Below are 16,474 nucleotides of genomic sequence, written 5' to 3' on the forward strand. Positions count from 1 at the left end.
ATAGCGTTTAGTTTGCGGCCTGCAACTCGCTCACTAAAACATTGACTTTCAAGAAGTACTACAAACGACAGACCATAAACTACAAGCTTTTTTATTTGGTGGAATGCGATATAAAGTCGGCTTAAAAGCCCACGTTGAGCCCAACGGTAAAGGTTCGGGCCTGGCCGATGGAATTTTTCTCTACACCGGGCGTCGTGTTCGAATTACCGTTCGAGGATGATTCCGGGTCAGCGCCTTTGTAGGGCGTCAGCAAAAACAGATTGGAACCCTGGGCGTACACACGAAGCGAGCTAATACCTGTTTTACCAAATAGTGCAGTTGGCAACCGATAGCCGATCGATGCCGTTTGCAGTCGAAGGAAATCACCTTTTTCGGCATTGGTCGACACGGGGAACGACGATCCGGTCGATGTCTGATCATTGTAAACCAGGCGCGGTACATCGGTAATGTCGCCGGGTTTCTGCCAGCGCGTCAGCACCTCGGTCGAGTTGTTATAGGCGCGCTGATCGAGCAGCGTGGCACGAGTACCGTTCATGATCAGGTTACCGCCCGAAAAGGTCAGGTTAAAGCCAGCATCGAAATTCCGGTACTTGAAATTGTTGGAGAAGCCGCCGTACCATTTCGGTAATGCGTTGCCAATCAGGTAATAGTCTGCGCCCGTAATGGCAGGGGCCGTCTTGCCATCCAGGTACGTCCACTGGCTTTCGCCCGGTGCCACAACCTGGCTGTACTGCACTTTTTCGCCTTTGGCATTGATAAAAATGCGACGGCCATTATCCGGATTTACGCCAGCCGTTTTAGCACCATACAAACTCCCCACCGAATAGCCAACCCGCGTAACGTTTGTGGCCTCATAGGCGACCATGGTCGTTCCGACAATGTCGGTATTACCATCCGATAAGGCCGTTACTTTATTGGTCAGATTGGTGTAGTTGAACGATGCATTCCAGGAAAAATCACCTTTTCGAACAACCGTTCCGGTAATCCCCAGTTCAATGCCCCGGTTATACATAGCTCCAACATTACCGAGAATCGAATTACTGGGAATACCTTTCGATACGGCCTGTGGAGCACTCAGAATCAGACCGTTGACATTGTTGTTAAAATACGTCACTTCAACCTGTACGCGGTCGTTGAGAAAGCCCAGATCAGCACCAATGTTCGTCTGATCGCTGGTTTCCCAGCCTAAGTTGGGGTTACCTGCCTGCGAAATCGACCATGTCGGCACATTCCCATACAGCGAGCCACTATACAATTCCAGCGAGCTATACGAATCGCTCAGGTTACCATTACCGACCCGACCCCAGCTGGCCCGGAGCTTAACATTACTGAGCGTTGAAGCCAGTCGTGAGTTTTTATAGAATGGCTCCTCCGACAAGGCCCACCCGGCCGATACTCCACCGAAGTTTCCGTATTTCCGACCAGTCCCCAAGGCTGAGTTACCATCCCGCCGGAAGTTGACCGTAGCGAAATATTTCTTGTTCAGGTCATACGTCAGCCGCGAGAAAAACGACAGATAGGCCCGCTCATTCAGGTCGTTGTTCGAGGCCGTAATCGAACCCCAGTTCCCCTGATAATTCTGAAAAAATGGATCGGACGTCTGCGTCCGGGTTGCCCCCCAGGATGAATTATTGAACTTCTGCACGTCATACCCCGCCAGAACCGATAGGGCATGTTTGCTGCCAAAGGTCGCATTATACGTCAGTGTATTGGCCCAGTCCCAGTTATCGCGAACGGCACTGACATTGGTGGCCGAACCCTTACTCGAATAGCCGTTCCCCTGCGTCGGGCTGTCGAAACTGATGTTGTCGGTTCGCAGCCGGTCAATGGAGTAGGTCGTTGTAAAGTCGAGGTTCTTCAGCAGTTTGGCGTTCGCACTGAAACTGCCGATGATCCGGTCGTTTTCGGAGGAATATCGGTTTAAATCCAGCAACGCCACCGGGTTTCCGAAATTACTGATCACCTGGTTGTTGCCCATGCCGATTGTGTTCGGACTGGCCGGATTGATGCTATAGCTCCCATCTGGATTATAGACAGGCACATTGGGTGGCAGAGCAATGGCTAAACGGGCGGCCGAGACCAGCAGGAAGGTCGTATTGGGCGTTGAACCCGAGTAGGGCGACAGATTGAAACTGGTATTATAAGAAACACTCGCTTTCAGCTTCAGCCAGTTCGTGATGTCCTGATCGATATTAAACCGGGCACCTTTGCGGTTAAAATCATTTCCTTTCAGAATTCCCTGCTGTTTAGTGTAGTTGGCCGAGAAATAATAGGTCGTCGATTTTGTACCACCCGACACGCTGATGTTATGGCTTTGTGACACACCCGTCCGGTAGATGTAATCGTACCATCGGGTATCGACGGGCGAACCATCGGGGTTATTATTCGGAAAGAAAAGTGCCGATGCTACGTTGTCGTTGTTCTGATTGCCGCCCAGAATCTTGGCATTTAACACAGCCTCATTCTTGATGGCTATGTATTGTTCAGCATTCAATAGCTTAGGTAGCCGAACCGTTTCGGAAGCGCCAACCCAGGTTTCGTAACTGATCCGTGGCTTGCCTTCTTTTCCGCGCTTGGTGGTGATCAGCAAAACACCCGCAGCAGCCCGTGAACCGTAAATAGAAGTCGAAGCAGCATCTTTCAGCACGTCGATCGATTCAATATCGGCGGGGTTGATGTCGCCGAGCGGATTGTTGGGTACAGCCGTACTAGCCGACACATTTCCCGTATTGATAGGAATACCATCGACCACAACCAGCGGGTATGAACTCAGCGAGATTGAATTTACTCCGCGAATCCGGATCACGGGTGGGTTATTGAGTACGCCATTGGGCTGCGCAATACTTACTCCGGCGGCCCGCCCCTGGAGGGCCTGATCGAAACTTTGTACGGGTTGTTGTTTGATCGCGTCACCGTTGACCCGCACCGCCGATCCGGTAAATTCGGCTTTTGTCTGCGTACCATAGCCAACCACCATCACTTCGCTGAGCTGCTTCGTATCGGCACTCAGGTCTATTGAAAAAACCGTCCGGCCCTGTACAGGTTGCTCCACCGACGAATAACCAATAAATGAGAAAATCAGGGTTGCGTTTGAAGGGGCGTTCAGTTTAAATCGCCCTTCCTGGTCAGATGTTGTGCCCGTGGTGCTACCCTTCACCACAACCGATACTCCGGGCAACCCTTCCCCGGTTGCTTTATCCCTGATTGTTCCAGAAACAGACTGTCCTTGGGCTAATGCATTTTGTGAAAGCCATAAAAGGGCAATGTTCAAATGCAGTAAGCGGTAAAACGTACGTAAAGCTTTGTGTGTCATGGTGTTTGCATCTAGACTATAAATTGCTGTTGAATTTATAGGAATCAATTATTAATGCATATATTCTATATATTAAGTAGAATATATTGATACAGAATAAATCAGCGGGAGCTACTTAGCTTACATATCGAGATGGGTTACGAATAACCGATCAACCGTTCAGCCAATAGGTCGTTGGTCCGCCAATCAACAAGGGCAACAACAGAATTGTAGAACCGAACTGCGGGAATGCCTGAATTTACAGGAGCCGGAAGAAGATATTTGGGTAATCATGCCTGTCCGCCGGAGCGGGTGTAAATTTATAGTTCCTAACCAATTAGGCAGGTTAGCACGGTTTCCAACTGGAACGTTGCTAAGGGTTCAATGAGCCTGTCTCTCCCCCTTTCGGTATAAATCCACAGCTACTTTGCAGGTAGTAAGTGTAAGACGATTCAAATATAGAGCCTCTGTTTTCAAAAAAGCAACAAATTCCTATATAATCTATAAGAAAAGAATACTTTTCTTGAAAATTTACTACTTCACCCGCTGATTAGCGTAGAATTTTATGTTGATCAGGCCAGTACCCCAGCCCGATCGTAAAGCTTACCGAAACAGAAAATACGCGATTAGTAGCGTTATAAAAATATTGAATGTCTGGGCAATCAAAAAGGCGTAAAGCGGTCGACGGTTTTCAGCTTTGAACAGATCCGCAAAGCGGGTTTCAAGGCCAATGCTGGTGAATGCCAGCGCAAACCATAGTCCCTGAAGGCTCTTCAGACTTCCTTTCACACTATCTACAGTTTCCGCATCTAACACAAAGGAGAACAGCAATGATGCCCCCAGAAAGCCCAGAATAAACTTCGGAAACCGCTCCCAGATGACACCCAAAGTTGGTTTACTGGCCTGCACATCGGCAGACTGGTTTTTAGTATAGGTCCAGTATACGCTAATGGCGAAAGCGGCCACGCCCAGCAACACATTCTGCGAAAATTTGACAATGGTGCTGATTTTTAAAGCCTCATCGCCCGCTAATGTTCCCGATGCCACGACTGCACCGGTTGTATCGATCGTTCCGCCCAGCCAGGCTCCCGTTACTTCCGGCGACAAGCCGAGCGCGTGTGCTGCATAAGGCATGAACAACATCATTGGAATGGCCGTAATCAGTACCAGCGAGATAACATAGGAAAGTTTTTTGCTATCGCCCTGAATCGCGCCCGAGGTTGCAATGGCTGCCGACACGCCACAAATCGACACCGCCGACGCCAGCATCATGGTCAGTTCATCGTCTATTTTAAGTCGCTTACTGATCCAGTAGGCAAAATACCAGACCGACACCACCACCACCAAAGCCTGTACCAAGCCCAGTGATCCGGCTTTCAGAATATCGCCAAAAATGACAGTCGTTCCCAGCAGTACCAGTCCTATTTTGACGAACAGCTCCGTAGCCAGCGCGCCTTTCAACCAGTCGGGTAGCTGAACCAGATTACCCACCAGCAGACCAATGCTTAAGCTAAAAATGACCGCTTCCAGGTTCAGATCTTTCAGCGTTTTATTTCCAGCCAGCACCAGGGCCAATAGTGTTAGCCCAAAAATGATCGGGAACCCGAACAGTGTGGACCGCAATGGTTTGCCCGTTAAAATGGCACCAATAAGGGCAATGGCGTACGTGAAACCGAATTGTTCGAGAATTATCAGTCCGTTTTTAACACTCAACACCGTAGCTGTCAGATCGCTACCCTCTTTCCAGCCAAACGCAGGCACAGGAATCACTATACCCGAAAGCGAGAGACCAATAATCAGCAGGCCAAGCACCACGACGGTCCAGTCTTCGGTCAGTGCCGGTTTGGTTTTGGTGATTGGTTCAGCAATAGTTTCCATGTAATCAGTTGGTTTGAGAAAGGTTAATTCGTTTTTGTCTGGTGGTTTAGTTGGTCTGTTCAGTTAGTCATCCATTTGTAGGTACTACCAAACGCAATCAGCAGCAGGAAACCTACTAATGCCAGTAGCAACCCGGCTTTGATCATATCCCGAATAGTAACCTGGCTGGTTGCCAGCACAATGGCGTTTGGTGGTGTCGACATGGGCAGCACGAACGCAAAACTAGCCGCAAACGTTACGGGGGCACCCAGCAGAATCGGATCGATACCGGTGGCAGTAGCAATACCAAAAACCATCGGAAGAGCCGCCGTTGCCAGTGGCGTATTGGCAATGATTATTTTCAGTAACAACGTGATGCCTACCAGCGCGACAAGCAATCCGCTGTAGTCATGCGTACCTGACGACGCAACAGTATCGCCGATCAGCCCGATAATGCCGGAGCTTTCGAGTGTTTTGGCCAGCGCCAGCCCTCCGCCGATCATGAACAGAATGCCCCAAGGTAACTTGTTCATGCTACTCCAGTCGAATAAAAAGCCGGTTTTACTGGTCGGGTCAGGAGTCAGGAAGAGCAGTAAAGCACCGCTCATGCCAATGATGGTGTCGTTCAGAAAATCGGCACCCAGCCATTTCACGAAAAACGCCCGAAAAATCCACCCGATGGCCGTGAGCAGAAATAACGCACTGACAGCATATTCGGAATACCGTATCGGTCCTAACGCCGTCAGTTTATCCCGAATGATGGCCGATGCATCAGGTAACGCATGGCCTCTCACCGGAAACAGGAGCCGGACCAGAATGAGGTATGTGGCCGTAAGCATCAATACTGCCAGTGGAAATCCGACAACAAACCAGCCCGTAAACGAAATATCAGTTTTGTAGGAATCGCGCAGGAAACCCAGCAGCACCCCATTGGTCGGTGTGCCAATGGTGGTAGCAATACCTCCAATACTGGCTGAATAGGCGAGTCCCAGCAGCAAACTCACTGCAAAAGGGCGAAACTGGCGCTCCTGACCCGCTCGCCGGAAATCGTCTTCCAGCAAATGAAGCACCGACTGGGCAATGGGCAGCATCAGCAGCGCAGCGGCCGTATTGTTCACCCACATACTAACAAAAGCAGTAGCCACCATGAAGCCCAGCACCAGCCGGTGGCTGGCCGTTCCGATCAGTCGCACGATATGCAGTGCAATGCGGGTGTGCAGGTTGTGCCGTTCAACCGCCAGCGCGAACACAAAGCCCGACAGAAACAACAGGATCGTGGGATTCGTATAATTGGCGGCCGTAGTCGGCAGATCCAGAATGGCCAGCGCCGGGAACAATACTATGGGTAAAAAAGCCGTTACGGGCAGGGCAACGGCTTCGCTAATCCACCAGACCATCATCCAGGCTGCAACGCCAATAACCAGCTGCATTTTTGGCGCAATTGGCAACAATTCACCATATCCCAATACCCAAAAGAGCAGGGGTCCGGCCAGCAACAGGCTATATTTCAGCCAGTGAGCAGGCACCACGGCCCTTCGAACAGTGTCAGGATGGACTAATTCCGGAATTGTCGTATTTTCCATAATCGCTTATCGAAAATTTTCGGGCCGGTTCAGCACACGCCCATCGGGTTTGATCTGCCAGACCGTAATCGGGTTAAAATGATAGCCGCCAGTATCGGCACCCCGAGCATCAATGAGTTGAGCGAACGTTGGCTGTACGTAGCCCGTCTCGTCGGTTACACGGCTCATGATCTCGGTTTCAGATCCATTCCATTGCCACAGGTGCCGGAATCGTACATGCGCTTTATCCAGAATGGGCTCCTGCAACTCAGCTAGTTTCCAGGTTTTACCGGCATCCGTACTGACCTCTACCCGGCTTACTTTTCCGCGGCCGCTCCAGGCCAGCCCCCGAATCTCGATCCAGCCTTTCTGAATCTGAACCGGATAAGCCGGAAATGTGATGATTGATCGGGCATCGATGTCAAAGCTAAATTGCCGGATTTTGCCTCCTTTAATGCCTTCTGAATATTTCGAGGTTTCCTCCCGGGTTTGCCAGGGAGCATCCCCCAGTTCAAGCCGACGTAGCCATTTGACGCTTGTATTTCCTTCCCAACCGGGCAGAAACAGCCGCACCGGATAGCCCTGTTCGGGCCGAAGCGCTTCGCCATTCTGCGCATAGGCAATAATGGCATCGTTCCAGCCTTTGCTGGTCGGAATGCTGCGGGTCATCAGCGCAGCATCACCGCCCTCAGCCAGAAACCAGCTGGAACTGGGTTTTACGCCCACCTCCCGAAACAGCGTCGAAAGCAGCACACCGGTCCATTCACTCTGACTCGTGAGGCCACAAATTTCCTGCGGAGACATGGTTTCTTTGCCCGTACGGAAATTGCCGGAACATTCCAGAAAGGCAATGCGCGATACCGACGGAAACCGTTTCAGATCAGCCAGCGTAAACACCGTTGGCCGTTCGACCTGGCCGTGAATGAGCAGTTCGTATTTGGCCGGATCGATTGCCGGGACGCCATTGTGATGCCGCTCGAAATGCAGGTCAGACGGAGTGATAGTGCCGTACAAATCCTGCAATGGCGACCGCGACGAAATATCAGAGGCATTTTTTGCCAGTTTCTCAAATGCCGACCGCGTTCCGACCTTACCCGGCGGAACGCCCATCTGCTTCGTCGGATCGTCGGGAACCTGGGGAATACTAATCTGCAAACCCTTTGCAAACGAAGTTTGTACCACCGCTACGGCAGCAGTAGCAGCTCCACCCAATAAAGTTCGACGGGTGATCGTCGCGGGTTTAGCCGGTTGATCACCGTCGCTATCAGGCTTCACCATGATTCATTATCCATTAGTTTTCCTTAGTGTATTTCTGGCCCCGCTTTCCGGTCGTCGGGCACAAATAGTTTTTGAGCAGGCATTACTATCTTCGGCAATGTCTGGGCGTTTAGCACGGCTTTTTCGTCGAGAAGTTTATTCGCCGTCAGCAGGTAAGCCGTCAGCGAATAAACTTCTTCGTTGGTTAATGAACCCGGCTGGCTAAATGGCATGGCTCGCTGAATGTAATCGAACACAGTCGTAGCATAAGGCCAGTAGTTGCCAATCACTTTTTCGGTTCGTTTTCCCGGTGCCGGAGTCGTTGTGACCAACGATCCGTTGGGGCCTCCTACCCCACCCGCACCATGACAGGCAGCACATTTTGCCGCGAAGATTACCGCACCGGTCGTTGCCGTACCAGACCCGGCAGGTAAGCCCTGACCATCAGGACGTACATCGATGTCCAGCGGGGTTATCTGCACAGCACTTGCCGGTTTGCCATAGCCAAATCGGGTAGGCAATGAGTCGGTATTCAGAACGCCCTTTCGACTTCTATCCGCCTGACTCGTATCAGAAAATAGGGAGCCAGCAATCGGATGCGGGTACAGATCGAGAACCGCCACAAACAACCCGACAGGTAGCACCAGCCATGCATTACTCATACTTCCCTGCTTTCAGTGTGCTCTCCGACAGGGCATATTTCCGGCTATAGCGGTCCAGCACCACATAAATCGAATCTTTCGTTTCGTTGACTCCCCGCAGGATGACCTTATTGCCACCATCCTGTGCGGTATAACTGAGAATCATGCGATTACGCTTGGTCGGGCGATTTTCGGCTTCAATCCCTTTGGTACGCCGGGCCGACCGGGCAATTGGATCAATCTTCGGGTCTTCGGGCCCAATGATTGCCAGTGCTTCTTTGGGAATCCAGTTATCTGGTTTGCCGGATTCGCCAGCATCATCTTTCCGGCGGCCTTCACCGCGACGGTCTTCACCGCGACGGCCCTCACCTCTCGATCGACCACGTGCCCCTCCTTCGTTTGTTCCGCCCAGATCGCGATTATTACCCAGAAATTCCCGGTTCTCGGCATTGCGGGCTCCCCGATTTTTATCCTGCAAATACAGAACGTGATGAACGGGGTCGGCTTCGTAATAAAATACCCGCTGCCCACCTGAAACACCCGTCAGTTCGAAGGTTCGGTTGATGTCGCGCATGGGCGCACCTCCCCCATTGGAAAGGTCTAGCTCAACCGGTTTATTGACCTTGAACGTCAGTGTGGTCCAGTTTTCGAAGGTGGCCTGCTGCCAGCGTACCGAATCCAGTGGCGAGTAGGGTAGCACCTTTCCATTGAGCCGGAACTCGGTCACGTTGTAGTTACCCCGCAGTTCTTTTATGCCTTTTTGGGCCGGTTGCTTATAGGGATCATACCGAAAATTGACGTACTGGAGCCAGAACAGCAACACCAGAAAAAGACCGATCGTGAGCGTTTTCAGCCCAATCCGCCCATACTGCTGCCAGCCCGTAAATGTTGGTGCGAAATAGTTCGGACTTGTCAGTCGTTCCCGGATGAGCAGGTTGTAAATGTCTTTGATGTAGTAGATCAACAGGAAGCCGGACAGTAGCACGAAATAGGAACTGTAGCCATGCACTCCTCCATCATAAGCGAAGTTGACGTAAACAATATCGGCCAGCGCCCCAAACAGCAATACGGCACCCCAGAACGTGGTGACCCGAAAAAACAGCAAAGCGCCTGCCAGCACCTCAACCACCCCCGTAAACACTTCATACCAGGGCGCAATGCCAATTGAAAGCCAGTAGATTTTCTGGGCCGTCAGGTCGCCGAAGTTTGTGTTCAGTACACCCAGTGATGGGTACGGCAATTGGGTAGGCATTAGTTTGGTGAAACCGAAACCAATAATGCCGATGCCTGCCCGATAGCGTACAACAACCCGCAACCAGTAATAAAGCAAGTTGTAATCGCGCGCTTCGGCGTTGCGAAACCGGGCTACAGCCGTCCAGATCAACCCGGCAACCGTTGCAAAAATCAGCGTAATGATCCAGGGCGCATACCCATTCAGCGTACTGCCGAAGAGCTTATTGCCAAAGATCGTTAAGCCTGAACCGAAGCGGGCCACATCGTAGAGGTCGCGGTAATGCAGGTGCAGCCAGTCGAATTCCAGAATTTCTTTATACCAGTCGAGGCTATTGGGCAGCGACATACTAATGAAGAACACAAACGCAATCCGGAATAGAATTTTCTGGTTTTCTGTCCAGGCCGGGTCTGACTTAGTCGATACGGGTTCAGCCGGAATTGGCCAGGGCCGCTCTTGAACGGCTGACTGAGCGACGAATGGAGATTGCCGCCGGGATTGGCTCGAATCAGACTGGGGGGGGCCGCTAATTCTTCGGGCGATACCAGTCCTAAGTCCGCACGTTCGGGAGTGATGTTTGGGGTTGCCATCGTTCAGAGGAGATTAGAGTTTGAGCGATCCGCGCCGACCAGCTTTGGCGGCCTCGTCGATGAGGTATTTTTTGTTGATTTTATCCAGCACAGCGTAGACTGAATCACGCTTTTCGTCCAGTCCAGCGAGAATAATCTGTCCGTTACCTGCCTTTGTATACGTCAGTTGCAGCGTTTCAGCAGCGTAGTTCGGATTGCTGTTTTTGAGCGTCAACAGGTTTCGGGCCGGATCTACAGTATAGCGGTAATAATGCCTCCCCTGCGATCCGGCAAATTCATAATCCTCTTCAGTCGATCCGCCGGTACGGTCGGTAGCTGGCAGTTTTTCCGTAACCGTATTGACGATCCTGACAGGTCGATTCGATTTGATACTGATCGTATTCCAGGTCTCAAACACCACATCCTGCCAACGAACAGGGTCGTTCTTGGCATAAGGCAGTGTTTTGCCGCCTACTCGAAACTCACTGACATTATAAAGCCCGGCAGCACCTGGCAAACCCGGTGTTTTCGGAAACCGAACGGAGCCATTTCGGTAGGTTGAATAGGTCGTAAACCCATAAAGCAGGACCGTAAACAGGATAAATGCCGACTTGAGAGCGAATCGTCCATACCGCTGCCATTGCTCATTCAGAACTAGATGAAAACGATTGGGAGAAGCTGGCAATTCCAGCGACAGTAGCCGGAACAAACGGATCGCATCGAAGGCAAACAGAACCAGCGCAAACGTGATGAGTAGTCCACTATAGACATATTCGCCCCCTTCGTAAGCCAGATTCGAGAAGAACACATTCCCCAGAAACGGCAGCAGAATCAACGTACCGATCGTGGCTGTCTTACGGTTAAGCAAAAGCAGACCACCGGCCAATTCGACAGCCCCCAGAAAGGATTCGTAATTGGGTACGATCCCCAGCGACAGCGAAAATAGCTTCCAGGCCGTATGGTCACCATAAGCGGTGTTGAGGTTGCTGATAGACGGCAGTGGTGCCTGCAACGGGAACAGTTTGATGAATCCGTAGGCAATCACGCCCAGCGCCAGCCGATAGCGCAGTATAACCCGCAGCCAGTAATACAACTGGTCGTAGTCGGTTTTAGAATCGTTCCGAAACGACCACACCACCGAACCGATAGCAGCAAACACCAGCACAACGCCCCAGTTAACGAAGGTATCCTCTGGCCCGAAAAACCGGGGCGCATAGTGCGACAGATTGAACAGGTAGCGTGTATAGCCGCCATTAAAGTCAACCAGATTCACAAAGAATTGCGCATCGAGTGGTAAGGCCTGAATTAGAAAATACAGGAAAACGAACCGAAAAATAGTTTTTTCAACGGCTGTCCAGTGACCATCAGCCGGAACAGTAAAAGGCTGGCTAGTCGGTGACGGAGCGGAAATAGTTTCTGAATAACTCATGATGATGTTAATTGAGTAGTGATCAGTATCCAGGATTTTGTTCCAGCGCCTTATCGGTCAGCAGTTGCTGCACCGGAATAGGGAGCACCGACCGGTTTTGGTCAGTAAGATTGAAAACAGCCGGAGCACGGCCCGTCCGCACGATGTCGAACCAGCGATGCGGCTCCAGTGCGAATTCAACCCGCCGTTCGTTTTCTACAGCCAGTAGAATCGCATCTTTCGTTGCGGCAGTGGCCGTGGTGAGTGCGGTCAACCCCGCCCGATCGCGCACGGCATTGAGGTCCGTCAGCGCATCGGTGAGTTTGTCCTGTTGCGCGCGGGCTTCGGCCCGAATCAGGTAGGCTTCGGCAATCCGGAAGATGTACGACGGGTCAGAAGCCGGGTTGCGGTAATAGAGGTTTCCGTACCAGCGGTTCTGGTTGTCTTTAGCCACGAGCACCGAGCGATTTCCGCCAATGGCCGGATTATTCAGCAGTGCCACCAGCGCATCGTTGGGAGCCCACTGGCGTGTACCACCGTTCGTTTGTGGTTGCCATTGGCCCCGATGGCTATTGACTTCGGTCGTGCCGTTATAGAAAATCTCGAATACGGATTCTGCCGTTCCCCGCGCATCGCTCTGGAAAAAAGCTCCATATGGTTTCAGCAGCTTATAGTTGGTCGCATCGCTGATGAGTCGGGTCGCATAATCTTCAGCCTTCGCGTAGTCTTTCTGATACAGATAATAGCGGGATTTGAGGGCAAAAACCGTTTTCTGTGTCACCCGATAGCGATCGACTGTAGTCGGCAGGAGGGGTTCGGCCGCGTCCAGATCTTTCAGCGCCTGTGCATAAGTATCGGCCTGACTGCTCCGCTTAATGCCCGAATTGTCCGTCGGTTTGGTCGTTGGACTGGTAATGATGGGCACCCCACCAAATGTGCGGGCCAGATCGAAGTAGGCCAGGGCACGAATGGTATACGCTTCGCCGAGATACTGGTTTTTAAGGGCCGTGGTCAGGGTTGGGTCCGTTACAGCCGGCACTTTCGCCAATACGTTATTGGCTCGGTTGATCGTCCGGTAAATCGCGATCCAGACACTGGCAATTGTCGAATTATCGGCGTTGACCTTCTTGTTGATAAACTCCTGCACCTGCGACTGCGAGCCGGTCCACTGAATATTATCACCCGTCAGATAGCCAATACTTTGAAAACTGGTGCCGTAATAATCACCGCTGGCCAGTGCGCTGTAAACACCACGTAGGGCTGTCAACGCCGAATTCTGATCGGTTATCGTTTCCGTGTCGGAGATCGACTCCAGCGGTTTAACATCTAAAAACTCCTTGCAACTACTGGCGCTCAGCAGCAGGAGCAGCGAAAAAATGATTTTTATGCGATTCATTGGTTGATTCATTTGGGTGATATCCTGCCATTGTCGATAGAGACGCACGACCGGGCAAGACAGCACCGGAAAGAGGCAGCTTATAAAGTCAGACTAATACCACCCTGTATACCAACAGGTTGAGGAGGTGTACCCAGATCGATACCCTGCGAATTCGGATCGCTGCTGGCGCTCGACTCCGGATCGAGGCCTGTGTATTTGGTCAGCAGCCAGAGATTCGTACCCACGGCATAGACCCGTAGACCCTGAATACCCACCCGGCGGGTTAATTCTTTGGGGAGCGTATACCCAATAGCCAGCGATTTGAGCCGCAAAAACGACCCATCTTCCAGCCAACGGCTTCCACCATCGCGGTAGTTGTTGACATTAATGCCATCGGGGCGCGGCACATCGGTGATATCGCCCGGCTTCTGCCAGCGGGCCAGATTGGTCGCAAAAATGATGCGGGCGGCATCACGGGCTCCCCCACCCTCACCAAAGAATTTGTTGTGATTATAAATCTTGTTGCCGTACTGGTACGAGAAGAACAGATTGATATCAAACCCTTTAAAGGTCAGACTATTGGTCAGTCCACCAAAGAATTTCGGCCAGATGCTGCCCACCAGTTGTCGGTCGTCAACGGTTATTTTACCGTCTTTATTCACATCGTCGTAGACCACGTTGCCCGTTTGCGGATCTACGTAGAGCTGTTTATAGACCCAGAACGAATACAGTGGGAATCCCTGCTGCTGGAGAATCAGATCGCGGCTTCCGTAACGCAGGGGTGTTGCCAGCTTTTCGATGCGGTTAACATTCTGTGCTACGTTGAAGCTGGTCGTCCAGGTTAGCCCACCCCGGCGGATATTGACCGTATTGATACCAAACTCGAAACCCTTGTTGCTGATTTCGGCCGCATTGCTCCAGTAGTTGCTGAAGCCGGTTGTTCCCGCCAGGGCTATTTGTAGCAGGCCATTCGAGGTGTATTTGTCGTAGACGTTAAACTCGAAGCCAACCCGATCATTAAACAGCGACACATCGAGTCCGGCGTTGATCTGCCGGGTCCGCTCCCACTGCAAATCAGGATTGCCCAACTGCTGGGGCGAGATACCTGGACTGCCCTGATAGCCCGTGCCGCCGGTCCAAAGACCTTGTGCGGCAAAGTTCCCAATGCCATTCTGATTACCCGTTACGCCCCAGCTGGCCCGGAATTTCAGGTCACTGATAAATGTCGCATCGCGCAGAAACTCTTCCTGTTTGATGCGCCAGGCCACACCCACCGACGGGAAATACCCCCACTTGCGCGATGAACCAAACCGCGACGAGCCATCGGCCCGAACACTGGCATCAATCAGGTATTTGCCCGCAAAATTGTAGTCAGCTTTGGCGAAAAAAGAAGCCAGGGTGCTTTTACTCCAGTTCTGCGAGCTGGCGGTTGTAGCCGCCGACGAGATCTGGGTAAAGTTGTCATTTGGGAAACCACGCCCTTCAGCGTAGGTACGCGTGAGGTTATCACTTTGCAGTGTGTTACCGACCAACAGGCCAAACGAATGGTTCGCGCCAAGTTTTTTCCGGTATGTCAGTGTCTGTTCGTTCAGCCAGGTTGTGTACTGGCTAACGCTCGATGTTGCATAGCCGTTGGGGCTTCCCGAAATCAGGAGCGAATTCCAGTATTCCGACTCGTTGTAGTTGTTGTAATCAATGCCGAAACTGGTCCGAAATTTCAGACCCGGCAGCAATTGCGCATCGGCATAGAGGTTTCCAATGTAGCGAAGACTGGTCGTGTGAACATTGTAATTATTGATCAGCAAAGTGAGGTTGTCGAACCCGGCCCGGCCAACCAAAACGCCCTGATCATTCGTTGGTGACAGGTAGGTAGGCGTATGCAATGCAGCCTGCAACAGCCCTCCGGCCGGACCATCACCCGCGCGACCCTGATTGCGGTAGGTGCGGGTAAACGTATTACTTACCCCAACCTGAATCTTATCGTTTACCTGCTGATCGAGGTTAACTTTAAAGCTGGCACGACTAAAATCGATAGGCCGGATAATGGCTTCCTGCGTATTGTAGCCACCACCAATGTAGTATTTGGTCGTTTGCGTACCGCCTGTCAGTGAAATATCATAATTACGGAGCTGGGCCGTACGAAACAGTTCGCCCAGACGATCGTACGTTTTTTGCTCTTCGGGAAGGCCGCGTCCACCCTCTGAAACAGGCCGGAATGGGCGGTTGGCAACCGTCCGGTTAAGCGTCGGATCGTCTTTGCCAGTGTTTACCCACCATTCGTTCACCAATGTAGCATGCTCCGGACCCGTTGTCAGATCCCAAAGTTTAGCCGCTTTGGCAGCTCCCGCCGAAGCGTCGATCTTGATGGTTGGCCGCTGGCCAAACGCTCCCCGTTTCGTGGTGATGATAACAACGCCATTAGCCCCGCGCGATCCGTATAGAGCGGTTGCTTCAGCATCTTTCAGGATTTCCATGCTTTCAATATCGGACGGGTTAATGTCGGCAATCGGAGAGGTCGCCTTACCGCCCGTACTGATACTTTGCAGGCTATTGTTATTGATAAACACGCCATCTACCACATAAAGAGGGTCATTGCTGCCGTTGATTGACGTTGCTCCACGCACCCGAATATTGACCCGTTCGCCCGGCACACCTGTGGCGCTCGAAATCTGGACACCCGGCACTTTGCCCTGCAACTGAGCGTCTACGCTTCCGACCGGAATAACTTTTGTGTCGCTGGGGTCTATTTTAGCAATGGAACCGATGAGGTTTTTTCGTTCCGCAGTGCCATAGCCCACTACAATCACTTCATTGAGCTGCCGCAAATCGGCTTCCAGTTGCACCCGTAACGGAGCCGAACCAGTTACGCGCACCTCGATTGTTTTGTAGCCAATAGCCGACAGTACTACTAGATCACCAGGTTTGGCAGATAAGCTGAATTTCCCGTTGGCGTCAGTGACAGTTCCTTTTGTCTGTCCTTTCAAGACGATGTTTACGCCAGGAAGCAGTTCGCCATTGTCGGCCCGGACGGTGCCGGTAAGTGAAGCATTGGTTGTGTTTGATGGACTGTCTGGCGATTGTGCCGACAATCCGAACGGAATGAGTAATAGAATTACCCAAACTGCATAGAGTTTTTGCATTACTTTGTAATGGTTACGTGAGAAACAAGGTAGGCCAACAGGCGTTGCGATCGCCGGGAGGCCAGGTGCCAATATCTTGTTGTGACCGACCGGAACGGTTGCCGCCGTTCCGGTTTTTTTATTGGCAGGCTTTAAGTGA

General features: G+C 51.7%; 10 protein-coding genes and 1 riboswitch. All 10 genes read right to left on the reverse strand.

Annotated features, from left to right (window positions below):
* Positions 1-121: 121 nt before the first annotated feature.
* The gene (locus G8759_RS32380; protein WP_167217428.1) at positions 122-3,313 is read right to left on the reverse strand and encodes a SusC/RagA family TonB-linked outer membrane protein; all 3,192 of its coding nucleotides are present in this window, start codon (positions 3,311-3,313) and stop codon (positions 122-124) included.
* Positions 3,314-3,609: 296 nt separating this feature from the next.
* Positions 3,610-3,709, reverse strand: a riboswitch (SAM riboswitch).
* Positions 3,710-3,895: 186 nt separating this feature from the next.
* Positions 3,896-5,170 carry a YeiH family protein gene (locus G8759_RS32385; RefSeq protein ID WP_167217430.1) on the reverse strand — a complete coding sequence of 425 codons (1,275 nt, stop codon included), beginning with the start codon at positions 5,168-5,170 and terminating at the stop codon, positions 3,896-3,898.
* A 59-nt stretch (positions 5,171-5,229) separates the two neighbouring features.
* Positions 5,230-6,732, reverse strand: a complete 1,503-nt coding sequence (locus tag G8759_RS32390) for an SLC13 family permease (RefSeq protein ID WP_167217432.1) — start codon at positions 6,730-6,732, stop codon at positions 5,230-5,232.
* A gap of 6 nt (positions 6,733-6,738) precedes the next feature.
* Positions 6,739-7,989 carry a sulfite dehydrogenase gene (soxC, locus tag G8759_RS32395; RefSeq protein WP_167217434.1) on the reverse strand — a complete coding sequence of 417 codons (1,251 nt, stop codon included), beginning with the start codon at positions 7,987-7,989 and terminating at the stop codon, positions 6,739-6,741.
* A gap of 23 nt (positions 7,990-8,012) precedes the next feature.
* A complete protein-coding gene (locus tag G8759_RS32400; protein WP_167217436.1) occupies positions 8,013-8,630 on the reverse strand; it encodes a c-type cytochrome in 618 nt (205 codons plus the stop codon).
* On the reverse strand, positions 8,623-10,188 hold the full coding sequence (locus G8759_RS32405; protein ID WP_232074036.1) for a hypothetical protein: 1,566 nt from the start codon (positions 10,186-10,188) through the stop codon (positions 8,623-8,625). The genes G8759_RS32400 and G8759_RS32405 overlap by 8 nt, the downstream gene beginning before the upstream one ends.
* A complete protein-coding gene (locus G8759_RS36100; protein ID WP_232074037.1) occupies positions 10,080-10,430 on the reverse strand; it encodes a hypothetical protein in 351 nt (116 codons plus the stop codon). Before G8759_RS36100 ends, G8759_RS32405 begins: the two co-directional genes overlap by 109 nt.
* Before the next feature lie 13 nt (positions 10,431-10,443).
* A complete protein-coding gene (locus G8759_RS32410; protein WP_232074038.1) occupies positions 10,444-11,838 on the reverse strand; it encodes a DoxX family protein in 1,395 nt (464 codons plus the stop codon).
* A 22-nt stretch (positions 11,839-11,860) separates the two neighbouring features.
* A complete protein-coding gene (locus tag G8759_RS32415; protein WP_167217438.1) occupies positions 11,861-13,213 on the reverse strand; it encodes a RagB/SusD family nutrient uptake outer membrane protein in 1,353 nt (450 codons plus the stop codon).
* An 80-nt stretch (positions 13,214-13,293) separates the two neighbouring features.
* Positions 13,294-16,335, reverse strand: a complete 3,042-nt coding sequence (locus G8759_RS32420; protein WP_167217440.1) for a SusC/RagA family TonB-linked outer membrane protein — start codon at positions 16,333-16,335, stop codon at positions 13,294-13,296.
* Between the last annotated feature and the right edge of the window lie 139 nt (positions 16,336-16,474).

It is taken from the genome of Spirosoma aureum, from assembly GCF_011604685.1.
Classification (GTDB): Bacteria; Bacteroidota; Bacteroidia; order Cytophagales; family Spirosomataceae; genus Spirosoma; species Spirosoma aureum.

Coding starts and splice junctions, on each gene's coding strand:
- G8759_RS32380 (WP_167217428.1), bottom strand. CDS start 3,313: ATGACACACAAAGCTTTACGTACGTTTTACCGCTTACTGCATTTGAAC.
- G8759_RS32385 (WP_167217430.1), bottom strand. CDS start 5,170: ATGGAAACTATTGCTGAACCAATCACCAAAACCAAACCGGCACTGACC.
- G8759_RS32405 (WP_232074036.1), bottom strand. CDS start 10,188: ATGTCGCTGCCCAATAGCCTCGACTGGTATAAAGAAATTCTGGAATTC.
- G8759_RS32410 (WP_232074038.1), bottom strand. CDS start 11,838: ATGAGTTATTCAGAAACTATTTCCGCTCCGTCACCGACTAGCCAGCCT.
- G8759_RS32420 (WP_167217440.1), bottom strand. CDS start 16,335: ATGCAAAAACTCTATGCAGTTTGGGTAATTCTATTACTCATTCCGTTC.
- G8759_RS32415 (WP_167217438.1), bottom strand. CDS start 13,213: ATGAATCGCATAAAAATCATTTTTTCGCTGCTCCTGCTGCTGAGCGCC.
- soxC (WP_167217434.1), bottom strand. CDS start 7,989: ATGGTGAAGCCTGATAGCGACGGTGATCAACCGGCTAAACCCGCGACG.
- G8759_RS36100 (WP_232074037.1), bottom strand. CDS start 10,430: ATGGCAACCCCAAACATCACTCCCGAACGTGCGGACTTAGGACTGGTA.
- G8759_RS32390 (WP_167217432.1), bottom strand. CDS start 6,732: ATGGAAAATACGACAATTCCGGAATTAGTCCATCCTGACACTGTTCGA.
- G8759_RS32400 (WP_167217436.1), bottom strand. CDS start 8,630: ATGAGTAATGCATGGCTGGTGCTACCTGTCGGGTTGTTTGTGGCGGTT.